The organism is Oryzobacter terrae (genome assembly GCF_042756445.1).
GTDB lineage: Bacteria > Actinomycetota > Actinomycetes > Actinomycetales > Dermatophilaceae > Oryzobacter > Oryzobacter terrae.
In genome coordinates, this window is the sequence record NZ_CP170578.1 from 2,834,049 (window position 1) to 2,854,330 (window position 20,282).

The following is a 20,282-nucleotide window of genomic DNA, read 5'->3' on the forward strand; positions in this document are numbered from 1 at the left end:
GCCGGGGGTCGACCCGGGGGCTCAGGTGGTGCCGGTGTGCTGCACGGGCAGGCGCACCCGCACCAGCGTGCCATCCTCGCCGGACTCGATGCCGATCTCCCCCGAGTGGCGCTCGACGACGATCCGCCGGGAGATGTCGAGGCCGAGGCCGGTCCCCTTGCCGACCTCCTTGGTCGTGTAGAAGGGCTCGAAGGCGCGGGCGGCGACCTCGGGGGTCATCCCGGAGCCGGTGTCGGCGACCTCGACGACCACCCAGCCGGCCGCGTCGGGGTCGGGGGCGGCGGTCACGGTGAGGGTTCCGGTGCCGCGCATCGCGTCGATCGCGTTGTCGACGAGGTTGGTCCACACCTGGTTGAGCTCGCCGGCCATCGCCTCCACCGTCGGGAGGTCGGGCGCGAACCGCCGCTCGACGCGCACCCCGGCCCCCAGCTTGTGGCCGAGCATGACGAGGGTGCTGTCGAGGCCCTCGGCGAGGTCGGTGACCTGGAGGGAGGCGCGGTCCATCTGCGAGTACGACTTCACGGCCGCGACGAGGGTGGAGATCCGGCCGGTGGCCTCCTTGACCTCGCCGAGCAGGCCGTTCATGAGCACCGACGCCGCGACCCACTCGACGGCCGGGGCCAGCGACCCGGCGGGCACGGCGGCAGCCAGCTCCTCGCACCACGCGACGTCGGCCCCGGCGCCCGCGAGGGTCGGCGCGAGGTCCCAGCCACGGGCGACGTCGTGGGCGCCGAGCCAGTCGCCGAGCTCGTCCTCGCGGTCGGCGAGGTCGAGGCCGGTCAGGCCGGCGTCGGTGTCGCTGATCCGGCGGCGCAGCCCGTCGACCGCGGTGAACTGTGACGCGGTGATGCCGCCGGAGGCCAGTCGCGCGAGGGTCTCGAGGCGCTGGTCCGAGGTCTCGCGCAGGGCGTCGACGGCCCGCGTCGCCGCGGCCGCGGGGTTGTTGAGCTCGTGGGCGAGCCCGGCCGACAGGGTGCCCAGGGCCACGAGCGCCTCACGCTGCCGGGCCGTCGACTCGATCCGGCGGACGGTGTTGACGAGCCCGTCGATGAAGTGCAGGCCGAAGGGGAACCACTGCTGCGACAGGCGCCGCAGCTCCGAGGACGGCAGCCGCATCACCCGGCTCTCCGCCTCGGCCCGGGCGGTCGCGAGGTAGTTGCCGTGCTCGTCCCACGCGGCGAACCCCCCGGCCCACTGGCCCGGGCTCGCCATCATCCCCATCGTCGTCTCCTCGTGCCCGACCCGTCGCGACAGGGCGACCGCTCCGTCGAGGAGGACCCACCACGTGTCGGCGGGGGTCGCCTCGAGGAAGAGGGTCTCCCCGGCCGTGGGCCGGTACTCCTCGGCGACGGCCAGGAGGTCGCCGAGCTGGTCGTCGGTGAGCCCGTCGAAGAGGCTGAGGGTCCGCAGCTCGGCGAGGTCCATCACACGGTCGCCAGGTAGCGGTGGACGAGGTAGACCGACATGGCGCCCTCCCCGACGGCGGACGCGACGCGCTTCATCGAGTCGAGCCGGACGTCACCAGCGGCGAAGACCCCCGGGACGCTCGTCTCGAGGGCGAACGGTGCCCGGGGGAGCGGCCACCGGCCGGCGTCGTCGGCGAGGTGGAGGTCCGGGCCGGTGACGACGAAGCCCTTGTCGTCGCGGGCGACGGCGTCGCCGAGCCAGTCGGTGCGGGGTAGCGCGCCGATGAAGACGAAGAGCCAGTTCGTCTCGAGCCGGCAGGTCTCGCCGGTGTCGCGGTCGACGAGGGTGACGCCCTCGAGGTGGTCGGTGCCGTGCGCGGCGGCGACCTCGCTGCGGAAGCGCACCTCGACGTTCTCGGCCGCGCGGATCCGCTCGACGAGGTACTCCGACATCGAGTCCTCGAGCCGGCCGGCCCGCACGACCATGACGACCCGGGCGGCGACCCTCGAGAAGTTGAGCACCGCCTGTCCGGCCGAGTTGGCGGCCCCGACGACGTAGACCGTGGCGCCCGCGGTCTGCGCCGCCTCGCTCGCCGAGGCTCCGTAGTACACGCCCCGCGACCCCAGCGACTCCACGCCCTCGGCCTCCAGCCGCCGGTAGGCGACACCGGTGGCGACGAGGACGGCCCGGCTCTCGACCTCGCCGCCGTCGGCGAAGCGCACCGCGTGCACGGGGCCGCGCTGCTCGAGCCCGACGACCTCGCGGGCGAGCACGGACTCGGCGCCGAACCGCGACGCCTGGGCGACCGCCCGCCGGGTGAGGTCGGCGCCGGAGACGCCCTTCGGGAAGCCGAGGTAGTTCTCGATCGCGGCGCTCTGGCCGGCCTGCCCGCCGGGGGCGTCGCGCTCGACGACGACGGTGCGCAGGCCCTCGGACGCGGCGTACACCGCAGCCGCCAGCCCGGCCGGGCCGCTGCCGACGATGCACAGGTCGTAGAGCGGCTGGCCCGCCCGGGTCGACAGGCCGACGGCCTCGGCCAGCTCGAGGATGCTCGGGCTGCGCAGCGTCTCGCCGTCGGGGACGAGGACGAGCGGGAGGTCGGCGGCCCCCGCCCCGGCGAGGTCGACGAGGCGGCGGGCGTCCTCGTCGCGCTCGACGTCGAGCCAGCGGTAGGGCACGTGGTTGCGGGCGAGGAACATCTTGACGTCGTGGCCCCGGTCGGACCACTGGTGCCCGACGACCCGGACGACGGCGTCGGTGTCGGGGTGGTCGCGGTGCCAGTCGTCGAGGAGGTCGTCGACGACGGGGTAGAGCTGGGTCTCCGGCGGCTCCCACGGCTTGACCATGTAGTGGTCGAGGCCGATCTCGTTGATGGCCCGGATGGCGACGTCGGTGTCGGCGTAGGCGGTGAGGAGGAGCAGGCGCGTGTCGGGCGAGGACGTACGGACGCTCGCCATCATCTCGATGCCCGTCATCCCCGGCATCCGCTGGTCGGAGACGACGAGGGCGACGGGCCGGTCGCGCAGGAGCAGCTCGGCGAGCACCTCGAGGGCCTCGGCGCCGGAGGTGGCCCGCACGATGCGGTGCCCCTCGCCGTAGCGGCCGCGCAGGTCCCGCACGATGGCGCGGACGACCTGGGGGTCGTCGTCGACGGCGAGGATGGTGGCGCGGGGCACGTCGGCGTCCTCCGGGGCCGGGAGTGGTGCTCCTCACCCTAGGGCCGGGCCGCCGTGCCCGGGAAGGGGATCCGAGGGACACCAGCCCTCGCGCCGAGGGGCCGCGTGGAGGACCATGGCGGGAGGCGAGGAGGTACGAGGATGGACGAGGCGTTCGCGACCTACCTCGAGCGGGTGCAGCGACACCGCGCCGAGCTCGGGGAGTCGATGGCGGCGCTCGACGCGGCGCTGGCGCTGCCGCTGGGCCAGGGCGTCGTGTGGCGGCGCCGGGTGCGCGCCGCGCTCACCGAGCTCGCCCACGACCTGCGCGACCACGTCGAGCTCACCGAGGGCGAGGGTGGTCTCTACGACGACCTGCGCCGCAGCTCGCCCCGGCTCTCCAGCCGGGTGGACCGGCAGGTCGCCGACCACGCCGTCGCGCTCGCCGAGGTGGAGCGGCTGCTCGGGGAGCGCGACGACGGGCTCGACGACGACGAGGCGGTCGCCGCGCACCGGGAGGCCGCGACGGCCCTCGTCGGCATGCTCGTCCGGCACCGCCAGCGGGGCTCGGACCTCGTCTACGAGGCGTACGCGGTCGACCTCGGCGGCTCCGGGTAGCGGGACGGGCGGTGGAGGGGCGGGTCAGGCGTGCACGAGGGAGCGGGCTCGGTCGGCCCCCGGTCCGGAGAGGTCGGGGTAGGCGGTGCGCCGGCCGGTCGAGAGCAGGAGGAGGGAGGTGACCGGGCCGCGGACCTCCTCGCCGCTCCCTCGGCTCCACGCGGTGTCGGTGGCGACGAGCCGCAGCCCCCGCAGCCGGCGCTGGGGGAGGAAGGGGAAGCCGAACGTGCGGGCCCACGCCCACTCGGCGGCGGTCGCGGCGGCCTCGACGTGGGTCGTCAGGGTGGCACCGAGCGGGTCGGCGATGTCGTGGCCGTGGACGAGCGCGTCGATGAGGGGGTCGCGCCACATCGTCCCGGGCGCGAGCCGGCGGACACCGACGATCCTGCGGAGGTTCGCGACGACCTCCGTGTCGTCGAGCCGGCGCGACCACGCGAGGGTTCCTTCGCGGATCCCGGCGTCGAAGCGGAACCCCTGTCGCGCAGCGCTGCCCACGACGAAGCCCAGCGGAGCCAGGGCCGCGAGGGACAGGTGGGCGCCGACGTCGCGGACCGTCCACGCCTCGCACAGGGACTGCTGCAGCCGCTGCTCGGGGGTGAGGCCCTCGAGGAGGTCGGCGACCTCGGCGCGGACCGCGTCGATGACGGCCCAGCTCGCGTCGCGGGTGATGGTCTCGCTCATCGTGGGCCTCCGCCATTGGTCAGAGTATCGAACCAAAAAGGTACGATACTCTGACGAAAGCGAGGCGGCAAGAGGTCGCTGCGACGACGTAGCGGAGGAGGTGGCGGGAGGTGTCCGGACCCGGCGTCGGCGTCCTGATGTTCGTCGCCCACCGGGCGATCGAGCAACGGATCCTCGTGGCCCTGCGCGAGGCCGGCTTCGACGACGCCACGATGGCGCAGGGTCGCCTGTTCGCCCGGATCGGCGAGGACGGCACCCGCCTCACCGACCTCGCCGAGATGGCCCAGGTGACCAAGCAGACCGCCTCGTTCCTCGTCGACCAGCTCGAGCGAGGCGGCTACGTGGAGCGGGTCGCCGACCCCCGCGACGCCCGGGCCCGCCTCGTCCGGATCGCGCCGAGGGGCCGGCAGGCGCAGGCGCTCGCGGCGGTGGCCGAGCGGGAGGTCTACGCCGAGTGGGAGGCCCACCTGGGGGCGCGTGACATGGCCCGGCTCCGAACCCTGATGGAGCGGCTGCGCGAGGTCACCGACCCCTGGGCCGCGCTGGACCCGACCGACTGAGCGTCTCGCGCCACGCCGCACGCGAGCGCCGTCACCGCGTGCCCTCGCACCTCGCCTTGAGCCCCTGCGCCTCACTCGCGAGGTAGCGGTCGGTGAGCCCGCGGTAGAAGCGACCCATCGTCGACCCCAGCCAGCCGGACTGCGTCACCGAGAGCCGCACGCGCGTCCCGCCGTCGGGCAGCGGCTCGGCGTCGTGGCGGGCCGTCGTGACGACGCCGGGGCCGGTCGCCACCCAGGTGAACGAGCGCCCGGGGTCGAGCGCGGTGACCTCGTACTCGGTCTCGGGGATGCGCGGCTGGTCGATGCGCGCCCGGCTCCCGACCCGCAGGTCGCCCTCGTCGAGCCGGCGCACCGACGTCACGGTCGACGTCCACTCCGACCAGCGCTCCACGTCGGTCAGCACCTCCCAGACGCGCTCGGGTGGTGCGGCGACCTCGACGGTGGTGCTCTGCTCCATCCGCCCATGGTGGCGCGGACGGCGCCCGTCGGCGAGGGCGGTCGGGCACCATGGTCGCCATGACGTCAGGACTGGACCGGTTCGTCGACGCCCAGGACCGTGAGGGCACCTACGCGGCCGCCCTGGCCGAGCTGAGGTCCGGTCGGAAGACGAGCCACTGGATGTGGTTCGTCTTCCCGCAGGTCGCCGGACTGGGCAGGAGCGCCACCTCGCGTCTCTACGCCGTCTCGGGCCTCGACGAGGCTCGCGCGTTCCTCGCCCACCCCGTCCTCGGGCCACGCCTCGTGGAGTGCACGCAGGCACTGCTCTCCCTTCCGGGCTGGGATCCGGTCGCCGTGATGGGAGGCACGGATGCCCAGAAGCTGCGCTCGTCGATGACGCTCTTCCTCCACGCCGCCGACGAGCCCGAGCGCGCGACGTTCCGGGCCGTGCTGGACCGGTACTTCGGGGGCGCCGAGGACGAGGACACCGTCAGCCGGCTCTGACGGCAGGGGGCCCTGCCGTCGGCGGCGGCCCGCTCGCCCCGGCCTCCTGTCACGGCGGCATCCCTTGCCCGTGCCACGATGGCGGGATGGCGAAGCGGCAGCGGCTCGACAAGGCGGTCTACGAGGCCGAGCTCTTCCGCCTGCAGGGCGAGCTGGTGCGGATGCAGGAGTGGGTGCGCCGGGAGGGCGAGCGGGTCGTCATCGTCTTCGAGGGCCGCGACGCCGCGGGCAAGGGCTCGACCATCAAACGGGTCACCGAGTACCTCAACCCCCGTCACGCGCGGACCGTCGCGCTGCCCGCCCCCACCGAGCGGGAACGCACCCAGTGGTACTTCCAGCGCTACGTCGAGCACCTCCCCGCCGCCGGTGAGATCGTCCTGTTCGACCGCAGCTGGTACAACCGCGCCGGGGTCGAGCACGTCCTGGGCTACTGCACGGCCGAGGAGCACCAGAGGTTCCTGCGCCAGTGCCCGATCTTCGAGCGGATGCTCGTCGAGGACGGCATCCGGCTGCACAAGTACTGGTTCTCGGTCAGCGACTCCGAGCAGCAGCGCCGCTTCGAGTCGCGCCTGACCGACCCCATGCGTCGCTGGAAGCTGTCGCCCACCGACCTCGAGTCGGTCGAGCGGTGGGAGGACTACTCGCGCGCCAAGGACGACATGATGGTCCACACCGACATCGCCGAGGCACGGTGGGACGTCGTCGAGAGCGACGACAAGCGGCGCTCGCGGGTCAACATGATCGCCCACCTCCTCAGCCAGGTCCCGTACGAGGCGGTCGAGGCGCCGTCCATCGTGCTCCCCGACCGGCCCGCACCGCGCGGGTACCGCCGGCCCGACCGCTCCCTCCAGCACGAGGTCCCCGACCACGCGGCGACGCTCGCGACCTGACCCCGGGTCAGAAGTACCAGGGGAAGGGCGACCAGTCGGGGTCGCGCTTCTCGAGGAACTGGTCGCGCCCCTCGACGGCCTCGTCGGTCATGTAGGCGAGCCGGGTGGCCTCGCCGGCGAAGACCTGCTGGCCCATGAGCCCGTCGTCGGCGAGGTTGAAGGCGAACTTGAGCATCCGCTGCGCCTGCGGGCTCTTGCCCATGACCTCGCGGGCGACTTGCAGCGCCGTCGCCTCGAGCTCGGCGTGGTCGGCGACGAGGTTGACGGCGCCCATCCGGTGCATGTCCTCGGCCGAGTAGGTGCGCCCGAGGAAGAAGATCTCGCGGGCGAACTTCTGCCCCACCATCGTCGCGAGGTAGGCGCTGCCGTAGCCGCCGTCGAAGGAGCCGACGTCGGCATCGGTCTGCTTGAAGGCGGCGTGCTCGCGGCTGGCGACGGTGAGGTCGCAGACGACGTGCAGGCTGTGCCCGCCGCCGGCGGCCCACCCGTTGACGACCGCCACGACGACCTTGGGCATCGTGCGGATGAGGCGCTGCACCTCGAGGATGTGCAGTCGCCCGCCCTCGGCCTTGACGCGCCGCTGGTCGACGGTGTCGGAGGTCTCGCCCTCGGCGTACTGGTAGCCCGAGCGCCCGCGGATGCGCTGGTCCCCGCCGCTGCAGAACGCCCACTTGCCGGCGCTGCCGGTGCCCTCGGGTCCGGGGCCGTTCCCCGTGAGGAGGACGACGCCGACGTCGGCGGAGCGGCGCGCGTGGTCGAGGACGCGGTACAGCTCGTCGACGGTGTGCGGGCGGAAGGCGTTGAGCACCTCCGGCCGGTCGAAGGCCACCCGCACCGCCCCGAGCCCCACCGCGCGGTGGTAGGTGAGGTCGGTGAGGTCCTCGAACCCGGGCACCTCCTGCCAGGCCTCGGCGTCGAAGGTCCCGCTCACTCCGCTGATCGCGCTCACGGGCGCAAGGCTAGGCGGTCGCGGACGGCCGGCGACGGCGAGGTGGCGAGTCGCGGCCGGCCGCGACGTCGGGGTCACGATGTCGGGGTGGCCGGGACGTCGGGGTCGCGATGTCGGGGGTCGCGCCTAGCGTGGCGCCATGGCACTTCGCTGGTACACCGTCGTCGTCGACAGCCACGACATCGCCGCGCAGTCGAGGTGGTGGGCCGAGACCCTCGGCTACGTCGTGGTCTGGGACAGCCCCGAGGGAGTGGCGATCGTGCCGCCCTGGGCGTCCACCACGCCGTTCGAGGACCCCGAGGAGTGGCGTCGCCAACCCCAGGGGATGGTCTTCGTCCCGGTCGAGGAGGGCAAGGAGGTCAAGAACCGCCTCCACCTCGACCTCGCACCGCACTCCACGGGCGACCGCGACGCCGAGATCGAGGCGCTGCTCGGCCGTGGAGCCACCCGTGCCGACGTCGGCCAGCCCGCCGACGCCGGGTTCACCGTGCTGCGCGACCCCGAGGGCAACGAGTTCTGCGTCCTCGGAGCCCGCTCGCTCTGAGGGCCCCGCATCGCGGTCGGTAGCGTCGGGTCCGTGCTGCCCGACCTCGACCTCCTCCTCGGCTCGCTGCGGGTCGTCGCCATCCCGATGCGGGTGCGCTTTCGCGGGGTGACGACGCGTGAGGTCGCGCTGGTCGAGGGCCCTGCCGGCTGGGGCGAGTTCGGTCCGTTCCCCGAGTACGAGCCGGCGGAGGCCGCGCGCTGGCTGGCCGCCGCGGTCGAGTCGGCGTGGTCGCCGTGGCCCGAGCCGGTGAGGTCGTCGGTGCCGGTCAACGCCACCGTCCCGGCCGTCGGCCCCGAGCGGGTGGCCGAGGTCCTCGGGCGCTTCCCGGGGTGCACGACCGCGAAGGTCAAGGTCGCCGAGCGGGGGCAGTCGGTCGACGACGACGTGGCCCGGGTCGCGGAGGTCCGCTCCGTCATGGGGCCGTCCGCCCGGGTGCGGGTCGACGCCAACGGGGTGTGGTCGGTGGAGGCCGCGCTGGCGGCGCTGGCCCGGCTGGCGCCCCTCGGCCTCGAGTACGCCGAGCAGCCGTGCGCCACCGTCGAGGAGCTGCGAGACCTGCGGATGGCCCTCGCCCGCAACGGGATCGACGTCCCCGTGGCGGCCGACGAGTCGATCCGTCGGGCGTCGGACCCGCTGAGGGTGCGCGACCTCGAGGCAGCCGACGTCGTCGTCGTCAAGGTCGCACCGCTCGGTGGCGTGAGGGCGGCGCTGCGCGTCGTGGAGGAGTGCGGGCTGCCCGCGGTGGTGTCGTCGGCGCTCGACACGAGCGTCGGCATCGCGGCCGGGGTGGCCCTCGCCGCGGCCCTGCCCCGGCTCGAGCACGCGTGCGGTCTCGGTACGGTCGCCCTGCTCGAGGGTGACGTCGCGGCCGTGCCGCTCGTCCCCGTCTCGGGGGCCCTCCCGGTGGGCCGCGTCGCGGCGGAGCACGACCTCCTCGAGCGGTGGGAGGCCGCGCCCGAACGCATCGCGTGGTGGCGTGATCGCGTGGCGGCCTGCCACGCTCGGCTCGTGGAGCCGGACGGGAGCGGGGAGGGGCCGCGGTGAGCGGGGCGAGCGGTGCGAGCGGTGCGAGCGGAGCGGTCCGAGGGGGCGGCGTGCGCTGGTCCTGGATCTTCCTCGACACCCCTGCCGCCGTGGCGCCGGCCGCATGGTCGTTCTGGGCCTCGGTCACGGGGTCCGCGCTGGCGCCGGTCCGCGGCGAGAAGGGCGAGTTCTCGACCCTGCTGCCCGCGCGCGGGGGCGCCTGGGTCAAGCTGCAGGCGGTGGCCGAGGGCCCCGGGGGCGTCCACCTCGACCTCGACGTCGACGACGTCCACATCGAGGCCGCCCGGGCCGAGTCGCTGGGCGCCGTGCGCCGCGGCGGCATCGGCGAGACGGTCGTCATCCTGTCCTCACCCGGCGGGTTCACCTTCTGCCTCACGACCGACGACGGCGAGACCGGGCCGGTCCGCGACGGGCTGGGCGTCGTCCTGGACCAGGTCTGCCTCGACGTGCCGCGCGCGGCGTGGGACGCCGAGTCGGCCTTCTGGGAGGCGCTGACCGGGTGGGAGCTGCGCGACTCCGACGAACCGGGCTTCGCGTACCTCGTGCGGCCCCGAGGGGTCCCGGTGCGCGTGCTGCTCCAGCGGGTCGACGAGGACGACGGGCCGGTTCGCGGTCACGTCGACCTCGCGTGCGCCGACCGCTCCGCCGAGACGGCCCGGCACCTGGCCGCGGGCGCGTCCGTCGTGCGAGAACGGCACTTCTGGACCGTGATGCGCGACCCCACCGGGCGCGTCTACTGCCTCACCGACCGCAGCCCCCAGCCGCCGCCGGGCCGCTGAGCCCCTGGCCCCGTCCCCGGATCGACCGAGAGGTCACGTCGGGTACGCCCGTCCCGTCCCCGGATCGACCGAGAGGTCACGTCGGGTACGCCCGTCCCGTCCCCGGATCGACCGAGAGGTCACGTCGGGTACGGGGCGCTCAGTCGTCGAGGGGGAGGCCGAGCAGCGCGTTCTCGACGACCTCGGCGAGGGCGGGGTGGATCCAGTACTGGCCGCGGGCGACCTCGGTCGCGTGCTGCCCGAACGACGCCGCCTGGATGAGCGGCTGGATGACGGTGGACGCGTGCGGACCGAGAGCGTGGGCGGCGAGGATCGTTCCGTCGGGGGAGGCGTGGACGGTGAGCAGGCCGGTCGTGTCCTCCAGCGCCCAGCCGTAGGCGACGTCGCCGAAGGCCTGGGTCTTGGTGACGAACCGGGTGCCGGCCTCGTCGAGCTGGGCGGCGGTGGGCCCGAACGAGGCGACCTGTGGGTGTCCGAAGACGGCGTGGGGGACGGGGCGGTCGTCGACGACGAGGGGAGCGGCCTCGAGGCGTCCGGTGTCGACGGCGAGGTTGTGGGCGACGATGCGCGCCTCGTGGTTGGCGACGTGCTTGAGCTGGTGGGTCGAGCAGATGTCGCCCAGTGCCCACACCCCCGGCGCGGTGGTGCGCAGCTGGTCGTCGACGACGAGGAGGTCGTCGTCGCTCGTCTCGAGACCACCGGCGGCGGGGTCGAGGAGGTCGGTGTTGGGGCGACGGCCGACGGCGAGGAGGACGACCTCGGCCTCGACGTGGGCGGGCCCTCCGGGGCCCTCGGTGGCGAGCCGCCAGACGCCCGCCGTGTGCTCCGCGGAGCTGACCGTGGTGTGCAGGCGCACGTCGTAGTGGTGGCGCGCGACCTCGGTGTAGCGCTGGGCGATCTCGGTCTCCTCGTGGGTCAGGAGCGTGGCCGATCGCTGGACCTGGGTGACGTGGACGCCGAGCGCCGAGAACACGTGCGCCATCTCGCACGCGACGAACCCCCCTCCGACGACGGCCATCCGCGCGGGGAGGGCGTCGAGCCGCATCACGGTGTCGGAGGTGTGGACGCCGCGGTCGGGGCCGGCCTGCCGCAGACCCTCGACGTCGAGGCCGTTGGGGCGTGACCCCGACGCGACGACGACGCGGTCGGCGGTGACCTCCTCACCGGTGTCGAGGGCGAGGCGGCGGTCCCCCGAGAAGCGGGCGCGGGTCCGGTAGAGGGTGACGTGCTCCTGGCTGTCGCGGTACGCCTCACCGCCGGCGGAGATGGGGTCGATGCGGCCGAAGATGCGGTCGCGGATCGCCGGCCAGTCGACGGTGGGCGGGGCGAAGGTGACCCCGAGGCGGTGGGCGTCGTGCGCCTCGAGGACGCGGTCGGCCGGGACGACGAACATCTTCGTGGGGATGCAGCCGACGTTGAGGCAGGTGCCGCCGAAGGTCCCCTTCTCCACGATGGCGACGTCGAGGCCGTCGAGCTCGGGCGTCAGCAGGGAGTTGCCCGAGCCGCTGCCGATGATGACGAGGTCGTGGTGCGGCATGGCGGCCAGCGTAGGCGGCGGGCGTCCACAGGCCCCTCGGCGGGGCGGGCCCGTCCACAGGTCGGCGGCCGTGGTCTCGGGGGTCGCCGCCGTGCGGTGGGGTGGGGTCGGGACGAGGCGAGCGCAGGAGCGGGGAGGAGGAGGACCGGTGCCGGGAGGGGGCGAGGTGGAGGCGGCCGGGCTCCGGCAGCTCGCGGGGCAGCTGAGGGCCGTGGCGGCCGGGGTCGAGGTGCGAAGGGCGTCGCTCGCGCCGGCGTCCCTCACCTGGTGGCAGGGCCCCGGTGCCGACGGGTACCGCGAGCGGATGGCGGCCCGGCGGGCGTCCCTGGCCGGGGTGGCCGACGACCTGCGGGAGGCGGCGCACGAGGCCGACGTGCTCGCCGACCGGCTCACCGCGCGGGGACCGTCGCCGTGAGGGTGGCCGTGCGGTCGGAGTCCCTCGTCGCGGCGGCGCTCGTCGTCGAGGCGGCGGCCGACCTCCTGCGGGCGGAGGCATCGAGGGTGGCCGGTGCCGTCGCCGCACTGGGTCCTCCTCCGCTCGGCCGGGGCGGCGCCGGGTGGGGTGGCGTCGGGTGGGGCGACATCGGATGGGGTGGCGTCGGCTCGGTCGGCGTCGGCTTCGGCGACCTGTGGGTCGCGTGGGTGCGTCTCGAGGGGCGGGTGGTCGCGCTCGTGGGTCCGGGCGGCCTCTGGGGGCAGGCCCTCCTCCTCGACGCGCTCGCCCTCGACCTGCGGGCGGCCGCCCGCGTCTACGCCGAGGTCGAGGCCGGCGTGGCGGCCGTCATCGCGGGGGTGGCCCGGGGTGCCGACGCGGCGGGGCGCGGGGGTTGGCTCGACGACGGACCCGGCCCAGCCCTCGTCCGACTCGTCGAGCCGACCCTGAGCGGGCCCGTGGCGGTCCGGTCGTCCTCGCTCACCGACCTCGTCGGCGCGGGCGACGGGCTCGGAGGTGGTCGGGTCCGGGTCCTCGAGACGGTGGCGCCCGGGGGAGGCTCGGCCTGGGTCGTCGTCGTCCCCGGGACCCAGGAGTGGTCACCGCGCGCCGGGTCCAACCCGTTCGACCTCACGACCGACGTCCGGGCCGTCACCGGCGACGCCACCGTCGCCGCGGCGGGCGTGGCGGCAGCCGTCGACCTCGCCCGCTCCCGGTCCACGCACTCGCGTGCAGGCGACCCCGTCCTCCTCGTCGGGCACAGCCAGGGGGGCATCCTCGCGGCGGCGCTCGCCGCCGATGCCGGGTTCGCCCGGCGGCACCGGGTGACCCACCTCGTGACCTCCGGTGCGCCGGTCGGGCTCTTCCCCGTGCCTGACGCGGTACGGGTCCTGTCGGTCCAGCACGCCGACGACCCCGTCCACCGGCTCGACCTCACGCCCAACCCGACGAGGTCCTCGTGGGTCACCCTCGAGGCGCCGCCGGCGGGCGTGCCGGTCGACGTGCGCCGGCACGCCCTCGAGTCGCACGTGCGGACCCTGCGCACGGTCGAGGAGGCACCCCGCGGGACCGTCGCGGGCCTCGACGCCTTCCGCGCGACGACAGGCGCCTTCGTCGCGGTGCCGGTGCGGTCGGTGACCGAGGTCGTCGTCTCACGCCCGCCCGGTGGGCCGGAGGGGGTGGTGGCAGACTCACCGCCGTGAACCCGTCCACGGCGCTCGCGAGCGTCCTCGTCGACGAGCTCGTGCGTGGCGGGGTGCGCGACGTCGTGCTCAGCCCCGGCTCGCGCTCGGCACCGCTCGCCTACGCCCTCCTCGCCGCCGAGCGGGACGGCCGTGTGCGGCTGCACGTCCGGGTCGACGAGCGCTCCGCCGGCTTCCTCGCCCTCGGTCTCGCGAAGGGGTCGGGCCGCCCCGTCCCCGTCGTCACGACGTCGGGGACCGCTGTCGCGAACCTCCACCCGGCGGTGCTCGAGGCCCACCACGCCGCGGTGCCCCTGCTCGTCCTCAGCGCGGACCGCCCGCACGAGCTCCGGGGCACCGGAGCGAACCAGACGACGCAGCAGCCGGGGATCTTCGGCGCCGCCGTGCGATGGTCCTTCGACCTTCCGGCCCCGGTCGCGCGCCCCGGCCTCGGACCGTTCTGGCGCAGCACGATCTGCCGCGCGCTCGCGGCGGCCACGGGCGCGGTCGGGCCGCAGCCGGGACCGGTCCACCTCGACGTCTGCTTCCGCGAGCCCCTCGTCCCCGACCCCGACGACACGGGGGCGCCGTGGCCCGACAGCCTCGACGGCCGCGCCGACGGTGCGCCGTGGGTCCGTGTCGACGCCACGGCGAGGACCTCGGTGACCCCGATCGAGGAGGTCGCCCGCACCCTCGTCGTCATCGGCAGCGCGAGCGACCCGTCGGTGGCGACCGACGCCGTGGGCTGGGCCCAGGAGCGGGGCCACCCCCTCATCGCCGAGCCCTTCGGCCTCGCCCGGGTCCGCGAGGCCGCGCTGCCCCACGGCCCCCTCCTCCTCACCGCCACCGACTGGGTCGACGCGCACGCCCCCGAGCGGGTCGTCGTCGTCGGCCGGATCACGCTCTCGCGGGCCGTCGGCGCGCTGCTGCGCCGTCCCGGCCTCCGGGTCGAGGTCGTCTCCGAGGGCGGGGCGTGGCCCGACCCGTCGCACGTCGTGTCCGCCGTCCATGCCGGCGACGCGCTGCGCGCCCCCGCCGACCACGCCTCCGTCGACCGGGCTGCGGGCAGCCGCTGGGCCGACGAGTGGGCCTCCGCCGCGTCGGCCCTCGCCGCCGCGCTCGAGGAGGCGCCGGCGGCGTGGCCGAGCGGGCTCGCCGTCGCCACCGCCCTCGGCGCGGCGCTGCCCGAGCTGGCCGTCCTCGTCGTCGGCTCCTCCAACCCGGTGCGCGACCTCGACCTCGCCGTCGCCACGTCGGTGGCGGCCGACGTCCTCGCCAACCGCGGGCTCGCCGGCATCGACGGGATCGTCTCGACCGCGGCCGGCGTCGCCCTCGCGAGGTCGGGCGAGCCGGTCTACGCGGTCATGGGCGACCTCACCTTCCTCCACGACGCGAACGGCCTCCTCGTCGGCCCCGAGGAGCCGCGTCCCGACCTCACGGTCGTCGTCGTCAACGACGACGGCGGCGGCATCTTCACCACCCTCGAGCCCGGGGCCCCCGAACGGGCCGACGGCTTCGAGCGCGTCTTCGGCACCCCGACGGGGACCGACCTCGCCGCCCTGTGTGCGGCGCACGGCGTCCCGCACGTCCTCGCCGGGTCGGCCGACGAGCTCGCCGCCGCGGTCGAGCTGCTCCCGGACGGGCTGCGCGTCGTCGAGGTCCGCGTCGACCGTGCCACCCACCGGCAGGCGCACGCCGACCTTCGCTCCCTCGCCGCGAGGACGCTCGCCCGCTGAGCGCAGGTTCGACGCGGGGGAGGGGCGATTTCGGGCGCGGTCACGGCGGTTGCGAGAATGCCGGGGTGACCCAGACCCCCACCCGCACCGACGTCCTCGTCGTCGGTGCCGGACCCTCCGGCGCCTCGGCCGCGGCCTGGGCGGCCCGCGCCGGCCGCGACGTCGTCCTCGCCGACGCGGCGACCTTCCCCCGCGACAAGACGTGCGGCGACGGCCTCACCCCGCGCGCCATCGCCGAGCTCGACCTCCTCGGGCTCGGGGAGTGGGTCCGGGGGCACGCCGTCAACCAGGGCCTGCGCGCCCACGGCTTCGGCCAGACCCTCCACCTGCCGTGGCCCGGCGGCACCCTGCCCGACCACGGCTCGGCCGTCGCGCGCACCGAGCTCGACGACCGCATCCGCACCACCGCGCTCGAGTCGGGGGCGCAGGGGGTCGAGGGCGCCAAGGCCGTCGACGCCACCGTCGAGAACGGCCGGGTCCGCTCCGTCACCTTCGCGCGTGGTGGCGAGACCTTCGAGATCGCCTGCGAGCGGCTCGTCGTCGCCGACGGGGTGCGCTCGGGCCTCGGCAAGGTCCTCGGCCGCGAGTGGCACCAGGACACCGTCTACGCCGTCGCGGGCCGCTGCTACGTTGACTCCGAGCGCTCCGACGACCCGTGGATCAGCAGCCACCTCGAGCTGCGGTCCGAGTCGGGGGAGGCGCTCCCCGGCTACGGGTGGATCTTCCCTCTCGGCGGTGGCCAGGTGAACGTCGGTGTCGGCGCCCTCGCCACGACCCGGCGTCCGGCCGACGTCGCCATCAAGCCGTTGATGAAGCGCTACACCGACGAGCGCCGCGCCGACTTCGCCCTCAGCGGCGAGCAGCGGATGCCGACGAGCGCACTCCTCCCGATGGGCGGCGCGGTCAGCCACGTCGCCGGGGCCAACTGGGCGCTCGTCGGCGACGCCGCCGCCTGCGTCAACCCGCTCAACGGCGAGGGCATCGACTACGGGCTCGAGACCGGCCGGCTCGTCGTCGACCACCTCGACGACGACCTGGCCGCCGTCTGGCCCGCCCTCCTGCGCGACCACTACGGCGAGGCGTTCTCCATCGCCCGCCGCCTCGCCGGCATCTTCACCGTCCCGAGGACGATGGCCGCCCTCGGTCCGGTCGGTATGCGCAGCGACTGGTTGATGACGCTCGCGCTGCGCTGGATGGGCAACCTCGTCACCGACGAGGACCGCGACCGCTCGGCGCGCATCTGGCGCTGGGCCGGCCGCCGCTCCATCGGCCTCGACGCCCGCCCGCCCTTCACCTGACCGACCCCGGGTCACCGTCGACCAAGAGGGCGATCTGTGTCCAGGGTGGGCGTACCTGAAGTGACCAATAGGACGATCTGCGTACGGGCCCATGTACCTGAAGTGACCAATAGGTCGATCTTGTCCCACGGTGCGTGATCGAGCGCGGGACAACTTCGACCAATAGGGCGATCTTGTCCCGGGACCGTGTACCTGTTGTGACCTATCGGTCGATCTGGGTACGGCGGGAGGCGTACCTGGTGTGACCTATGGGTCGACCGGGGTACGCGTCGGGTGGGCCACCTGGCCCGGGTGCCCGGTCAGGCGGGCGGGGAGGCGGTGAGGGCGTCGCGCATCGGCACGAACTTGGCCGAGCTCTCGGCGACCTCGGCCTCGGGGTCGGACCCCGCGACGATGCCGCAGCCGGCGAAGAGCCGGATCCGTGACGGGTCGTCCTGCGACACCACCCCGCAGCGCAGCGCGATGCCCCACTCGCCGTCGCCCGTGGCGTCGATCCAGCCGACGGGGCCGGCGTAGCGCCCGCGGTCCATGTGCTCGAGCTCGGCGATGACGGCGTCGGCGTCGGCGGTCGGGGTCCCGCACACCGCGGCGGACGGATGGAGCGACTCGGCCAGCGTCAGGGAGGACGCGTCGTCGACGAGCACCCCGGCGACGTCGGTGGCCAGGTGCATGACGTTCGAGAGGTGGAGGACGAAGGGCGCCTCAGGGACGTTCATCGACGAGCAGTGCGGGGCCAGCGCCTCGGCGACGGAGCGCACGGCGTACTCGTGCTCCTCGAGGTCCTTCGACGAGCGCGCGAGGGAGGCGGCGAGGGCGAGGTCGTGCTCGTCGTCGCCGGTGCGGCGGATCGTCCCGGCCAGCACCCGCGAGGTCACCAGGCCCTTCTCGCGGCGGACGAGCAGCTCGGGCGTCGCGCCCACGAGCCCGTCGACGGCGAAGACCCACGTCGTGTCGTAGCGCTCGGCGAGCCGATGCAGCAACCAGCGGACGTCGAGCCCGGAGGAGGCCGTCACCTCGAGGTCGCGCGCGAGGACGACCTTGTCGAGGGAGCCGGCCGTGATCCGCGAGACGGCCTCGGCGACGGCGCCGGCCCACTCGGCGGGGGAGAGCGCCCCGTCGGAGAACGCGACGTCGAGCGGCGCGGGCGGAGCCTCGTGCACCCGGACGTCGGGCGTCCCCGGGACGGCCGCCACGGCCGGAGCCGTTTCGACCCCCACGGTCGTCAGCCACGCCACGCCACCGCGCACGCCGACGACGACCTCGGGCACGACGAGCGTCGACCCGGCGTCGGAACCGGCCGCGTACGACACCGACCCGAAGGCCACGGGGCCCGTTCCCGGACGGTCGACCTCGTCACGGACCACGGCAGTGCCGACGAGGCCGGACCACCACGACTCGAGCTCGGCCATCCGGTCGGGGCCGGTCGTCGTCAGCGACGCGGCTCGGCCCCAGCCGACGAGCCCCTCGCCACGGCGGACCCAGGACACGACGTCGCGCGGGCCGCCGGGCGGCACGAGCGAGAGGAGCGCGGCACCCAGCTCCGGCGCGAGGTGCACGGTGCGGGACACGAGAGGGGCTGCGGTCGCCCCGATCGCGTCGGTCGGCCGGTCGCCCGCGGGCAGCGAGGTCATCACGCAGGAGGATACGACCCGCACCCGTGCGGGCCCGCATCGCCTCTGCCCGGTCGCGTGTGCCGAGGTGGCTGCTCCGGCGACCACCTGGGCACACGCGGCGTGGCTCACCGGTCGCGTGTGCTCACCCGGCTGCCCGGGCGACCACCTGGGCACACGCGGCGTGGCCCACCGGTCGCGTGTGCTCAGTCGGCTGCTCCGGCGACCGCCTGGGGCACACGCGGCGGGGCCCACCGGTCGCGTGTGCTCACCCGGCTGCCCGGGCGACCACCTGGGCACACGCGGCCGGGAGTGGGGCGGGCGGGCGGTCACGGCCGGGACGCCGCTCGGTGGGAGGATGGCGCCCATGAGCCGCGCCTCCCTCGACAAGGACCCCCGCGACGTCGCCGCGATGTTCGACGACGTCGCGAGCAAGTACGACGTGACGAACGACGTGCTGAGCCTCGGGCAGGACCGGCTGTGGCGGCGGGCCGTCGTCGCCGCGTGCGACGCCCACCCCGGCCAGGTCGTCCTCGACATCGCCGCGGGCACCGGCACGAGCAGCGAGCCGTTCGCCGACTCCGGCGTCGACGTCGTCCCCGCCGACTTCTCCCTCGGGATGCTGCGGGTCGGCCACCGCCGACGCTCCGACCTCGGCTTCACCGCCGCCGACGCGATGAGGCTCCCGTTCGCCGACGCCTCCTTCGACGTCGTGACGATGAGCTTCGGCCTGCGCAACGTCGCCGACCCCGATGCCGCGCTGCGCGAGTTCCTCCGCGTCACCAAGCCCGGAGGGCGCCTCGTCGTCTGCGAGTTCAGCCAGCCGACGAACGCCGCCCTCCGCACGGTGTACTCCCGCTACCTCATGCGCGCGCTGCCCCCGGTGGCCCGCAAGGTCAGCAGCAACCCCGACAGCTACGTCTACCTCGCCGAGTCGATCCAGGCCTGGCCCGACCAGAAAGCGTTGGCGCACAGGGTGTCCGGCGCCGGATGGTCCGAGGTGCAGTGGCGCAACCTCTCCGGCGGCATCGTCGCGCTGCACCGGGCGACCAAGCCGGCCTGACCCGCCGCACCCGCGCTCTGTCGCAGGTTAGGCATACCTGAGTGCGTGCCGTCCGGGGGGAGTCGTAGAGTGCTGCCGATCGTGAATCCATTCACAAGCACCCCGAGGCTCCGAGGCACCTGTGACGACGCACCGCCGCGCACCCGAGCGCACCGCTCCCGGGAGGACCACCTCCCCGGGTGTGCCGTACGTCACTCCCCCTAGGATGAACGAAACGCTGCCGCTCGACCCGGTGGCCTGCGCGGTCCGGACGCACACGAGCACCGAAAGGGGAGTTGTCACCCGATGAACAACCCCTACGTCCCGCTGCTGATCCTGCTGGCCCTGGGTGCCGGCTTCGCCGTCCTGTCGGTCGGCACCAGCCTCGTCGTCGGCCCCAAGCGCTACAACCGCGCGAAGATGGAGGCCTACGAGTGCGGCATCCAGCCGACGCCCCGCGCGGTCGGGGGCGGGCGCGTGCCGATCAAGTACTTCCTCACGGCGATGCTCTTCATCATCTTCGACATCGAGGCCGTGTTCCTCTACCCGTTCGCCGTCGCCTTCGACTCCCTCGGCCTGTTCGCGCTCGTCGAGATGGTCCTGTTCATCATCACGGTGTTCGTCGCCTACGCCTACGTGTGGAAGCGCGGGGGGCTCGAGTGGGACTGATGACGACCGCCCGCCCGGCACCGGTCGCGCACCGCGCGCCCCACGCACCCGAAGCACCCGCCACGAACGCCAAGGAGGCGTGATGGGACTCGAGGAGAAGCTGCCCGCAGGGTTCGTCCTCACGACGCTCGAGAACGTCGCCGGCTACATGCGCAAGGCGTCGATCTGGCCGGCCACCTTCGGGCTCGCCTGCTGCGCCATCGAGATGATGGCCGTCGGCACCCCCGACTACGACATCGCCCGCTTCGGCATGGAGCGCTTCAGCGCCACCCCGCGCCAGGCCGACCTCATGATCGTCGCCGGCCGCGTCAGCCAGAAGATGGCCCCCGTCGTGCGCCAGGTCTACGACCAGATGCCGAACCCCAAGTGGGTCATCTCGATGGGCGTGTGCGCGAGCTCGGGCGGGATGTTCAACAACTACGCGATCGTCCAGGGCGTCGACCACATCATCCCGGTCGACATCTACCTCCCCGGCTGTCCGCCCCGCCCCGAGATGCTCCTGAACGCGATCATCGAACTGCACGACCAGATCCAGAACAGCAAGCTCGGCGTCAACCGCATCGCCGCGGCCCGGGCCGCCGAGGAGGCCGCCCTGCGCGCCACCCCGACCTCGATGATGGCGCCCACCCACGACCACCTCGCGCACCTCGCGGCGCCGGCCGGGAAGAACCTCCTCGCATGAGCGAGCCGAAGAAGCCGGCCGG

General features: G+C 74.5%; 21 protein-coding genes. 14 read left to right on the forward strand and 7 right to left on the reverse strand.

Annotation, left to right across the window (positions count from 1 at the left end):
- Nucleotides 1-21 precede the first annotated feature (21 nt).
- The gene (locus ACFWN3_RS13520) at nt 22-1,425 is read right to left on the reverse strand and encodes a sensor histidine kinase (protein WP_377640398.1); all 1,404 of its coding nucleotides are present in this window, start codon (nt 1,423-1,425) and stop codon (nt 22-24) included.
- Nucleotides 1,425-3,083, reverse strand: a complete 1,659-nt coding sequence (locus ACFWN3_RS13525; protein ID WP_377640400.1) for an FAD-dependent oxidoreductase — start codon at nt 3,081-3,083, stop codon at nt 1,425-1,427. The genes ACFWN3_RS13520 and ACFWN3_RS13525 overlap by 1 nt, the downstream gene beginning before the upstream one ends.
- A gap of 141 nt (nt 3,084-3,224) precedes the next feature.
- Here ACFWN3_RS13525 and ACFWN3_RS13530 point away from each other — a divergent pair, with 141 nt between their 5' ends.
- On the forward strand, nt 3,225-3,680 hold the full coding sequence (locus ACFWN3_RS13530; RefSeq protein WP_377640401.1) for a hypothetical protein: 456 nt from the start codon (nt 3,225-3,227) through the stop codon (nt 3,678-3,680).
- A 24-nt stretch (nt 3,681-3,704) separates the two neighbouring features.
- On the opposite strand, the gene ACFWN3_RS13535 is transcribed toward ACFWN3_RS13530, so the two are convergent.
- Nucleotides 3,705-4,361 carry a maleylpyruvate isomerase family mycothiol-dependent enzyme gene (locus ACFWN3_RS13535; protein ID WP_377640403.1) on the reverse strand — a complete coding sequence of 219 codons (657 nt, stop codon included), beginning with the start codon at nt 4,359-4,361 and terminating at the stop codon, nt 3,705-3,707.
- A 110-nt stretch (nt 4,362-4,471) separates the two neighbouring features.
- Between ACFWN3_RS13535 and ACFWN3_RS13540 the strand changes: the two genes are divergently transcribed.
- Nucleotides 4,472-4,921, forward strand: a complete 450-nt coding sequence (locus ACFWN3_RS13540) for a MarR family winged helix-turn-helix transcriptional regulator (RefSeq protein ID WP_377640405.1) — start codon at nt 4,472-4,474, stop codon at nt 4,919-4,921.
- A gap of 31 nt (nt 4,922-4,952) precedes the next feature.
- Here the strand turns inward: ACFWN3_RS13540 and ACFWN3_RS13545 are convergent, their stop codons facing one another.
- A complete protein-coding gene (locus tag ACFWN3_RS13545) occupies nt 4,953-5,378 on the reverse strand; it encodes an SRPBCC family protein (protein WP_377640407.1) in 426 nt (141 codons plus the stop codon).
- Between the two features lie 59 nt (nt 5,379-5,437).
- On the opposite strand from ACFWN3_RS13545, the gene ACFWN3_RS13550 reads away from it, so the two are divergent.
- Together ACFWN3_RS13550 and ppk2 are read left to right on the forward strand one after the other, a co-directional pair.
- Nucleotides 5,438-5,863 carry a DUF1810 domain-containing protein gene (locus ACFWN3_RS13550; protein ID WP_377640408.1) on the forward strand — a complete coding sequence of 142 codons (426 nt, stop codon included), beginning with the start codon at nt 5,438-5,440 and terminating at the stop codon, nt 5,861-5,863.
- 86 nt (nt 5,864-5,949) lie between these two features.
- Nucleotides 5,950-6,753, forward strand: coding sequence for a polyphosphate kinase 2 (ppk2, locus tag ACFWN3_RS13555; RefSeq protein ID WP_377640409.1), 804 nt, complete (start codon nt 5,950-5,952; stop codon nt 6,751-6,753).
- A 7-nt stretch (nt 6,754-6,760) separates the two neighbouring features.
- Here ppk2 and ACFWN3_RS13560 read toward each other — a convergent pair whose 3' ends face one another.
- Nucleotides 6,761-7,702: a 1,4-dihydroxy-2-naphthoyl-CoA synthase gene (locus ACFWN3_RS13560; RefSeq protein ID WP_377640411.1), complete on the reverse strand. Its 942-nt coding sequence runs from the start codon at nt 7,700-7,702 to the stop codon at nt 6,761-6,763.
- Nucleotides 7,703-7,841: 139 nt separating this feature from the next.
- Here ACFWN3_RS13560 and ACFWN3_RS13565 point away from each other — a divergent pair, with 139 nt between their 5' ends.
- Genes ACFWN3_RS13565 through ACFWN3_RS13575 form a run of 3 tightly spaced genes read left to right on the forward strand, consistent with a single transcriptional unit; the run spans nt 7,842 to nt 10,072 of the window.
- A complete protein-coding gene (locus ACFWN3_RS13565) occupies nt 7,842-8,246 on the forward strand; it encodes a VOC family protein (RefSeq protein ID WP_377640412.1) in 405 nt (134 codons plus the stop codon).
- A 33-nt stretch (nt 8,247-8,279) separates the two neighbouring features.
- Nucleotides 8,280-9,293: an o-succinylbenzoate synthase gene (locus tag ACFWN3_RS13570; protein ID WP_377640414.1), complete on the forward strand. Its 1,014-nt coding sequence runs from the start codon at nt 8,280-8,282 to the stop codon at nt 9,291-9,293.
- 50 nt (nt 9,294-9,343) lie between these two features.
- Nucleotides 9,344-10,072: a VOC family protein gene (locus ACFWN3_RS13575; RefSeq protein WP_377640416.1), complete on the forward strand. Its 729-nt coding sequence runs from the start codon at nt 9,344-9,346 to the stop codon at nt 10,070-10,072.
- Nucleotides 10,073-10,211: 139 nt separating this feature from the next.
- On the opposite strand, the gene ACFWN3_RS13580 is transcribed toward ACFWN3_RS13575, so the two are convergent.
- Nucleotides 10,212-11,609 carry a mycothione reductase gene (locus ACFWN3_RS13580; protein WP_377640418.1) on the reverse strand — a complete coding sequence of 466 codons (1,398 nt, stop codon included), beginning with the start codon at nt 11,607-11,609 and terminating at the stop codon, nt 10,212-10,214.
- A 148-nt stretch (nt 11,610-11,757) separates the two neighbouring features.
- Here ACFWN3_RS13580 and ACFWN3_RS13585 point away from each other — a divergent pair, with 148 nt between their 5' ends.
- The 4 genes from ACFWN3_RS13585 to ACFWN3_RS13600 all read left to right on the forward strand — a co-directional run bounded on the left by ACFWN3_RS13585 (nt 11,758) and on the right by ACFWN3_RS13600 (nt 16,257).
- Entirely contained in the window at nt 11,758-12,024 is a 267-nt protein-coding gene (locus ACFWN3_RS13585) for a hypothetical protein (RefSeq protein ID WP_377640420.1), read from the forward strand.
- A gap of 8 nt (nt 12,025-12,032) precedes the next feature.
- The gene (locus tag ACFWN3_RS13590; protein WP_377640422.1) at nt 12,033-13,244 is read left to right on the forward strand and encodes a hypothetical protein; all 1,212 of its coding nucleotides are present in this window, start codon (nt 12,033-12,035) and stop codon (nt 13,242-13,244) included.
- Nucleotides 13,241-14,959 carry a 2-succinyl-5-enolpyruvyl-6-hydroxy-3-cyclohexene-1-carboxylic-acid synthase gene (gene menD / locus ACFWN3_RS13595; RefSeq protein ID WP_377640424.1) on the forward strand — a complete coding sequence of 573 codons (1,719 nt, stop codon included), beginning with the start codon at nt 13,241-13,243 and terminating at the stop codon, nt 14,957-14,959. Before ACFWN3_RS13590 ends, menD begins: the two co-directional genes overlap by 4 nt.
- 65 nt (nt 14,960-15,024) lie before the next feature.
- The gene (locus ACFWN3_RS13600; RefSeq protein WP_377640426.1) at nt 15,025-16,257 is read left to right on the forward strand and encodes a geranylgeranyl reductase family protein; all 1,233 of its coding nucleotides are present in this window, start codon (nt 15,025-15,027) and stop codon (nt 16,255-16,257) included.
- 299 nt (nt 16,258-16,556) lie between these two features.
- On the opposite strand, the gene ACFWN3_RS13605 is transcribed toward ACFWN3_RS13600, so the two are convergent.
- Nucleotides 16,557-17,888: an isochorismate synthase MenF gene (locus ACFWN3_RS13605; protein ID WP_377640428.1), complete on the reverse strand. Its 1,332-nt coding sequence runs from the start codon at nt 17,886-17,888 to the stop codon at nt 16,557-16,559.
- Nucleotides 17,889-18,234: 346 nt separating this feature from the next.
- Here ACFWN3_RS13605 and ACFWN3_RS13610 point away from each other — a divergent pair, with 346 nt between their 5' ends.
- The 3 genes from ACFWN3_RS13610 to ACFWN3_RS13620 all read left to right on the forward strand — a co-directional run bounded on the left by ACFWN3_RS13610 (nt 18,235) and on the right by ACFWN3_RS13620 (nt 20,260).
- Nucleotides 18,235-18,930, forward strand: a complete 696-nt coding sequence (locus tag ACFWN3_RS13610; protein WP_377640430.1) for a demethylmenaquinone methyltransferase — start codon at nt 18,235-18,237, stop codon at nt 18,928-18,930.
- Nucleotides 18,931-19,215: 285 nt separating this feature from the next.
- On the forward strand, nt 19,216-19,578 hold the full coding sequence (locus ACFWN3_RS13615; RefSeq protein ID WP_377640432.1) for an NADH-quinone oxidoreductase subunit A: 363 nt from the start codon (nt 19,216-19,218) through the stop codon (nt 19,576-19,578).
- An 82-nt stretch (nt 19,579-19,660) separates the two neighbouring features.
- Nucleotides 19,661-20,260 (forward strand): NuoB/complex I 20 kDa subunit family protein, encoded by a 600-nt coding sequence (locus ACFWN3_RS13620; RefSeq protein WP_377640434.1) that lies wholly within the window; start codon nt 19,661-19,663, stop codon nt 20,258-20,260.
- The last annotated feature ends 22 nt before the right edge of the window (nt 20,261-20,282 follow it).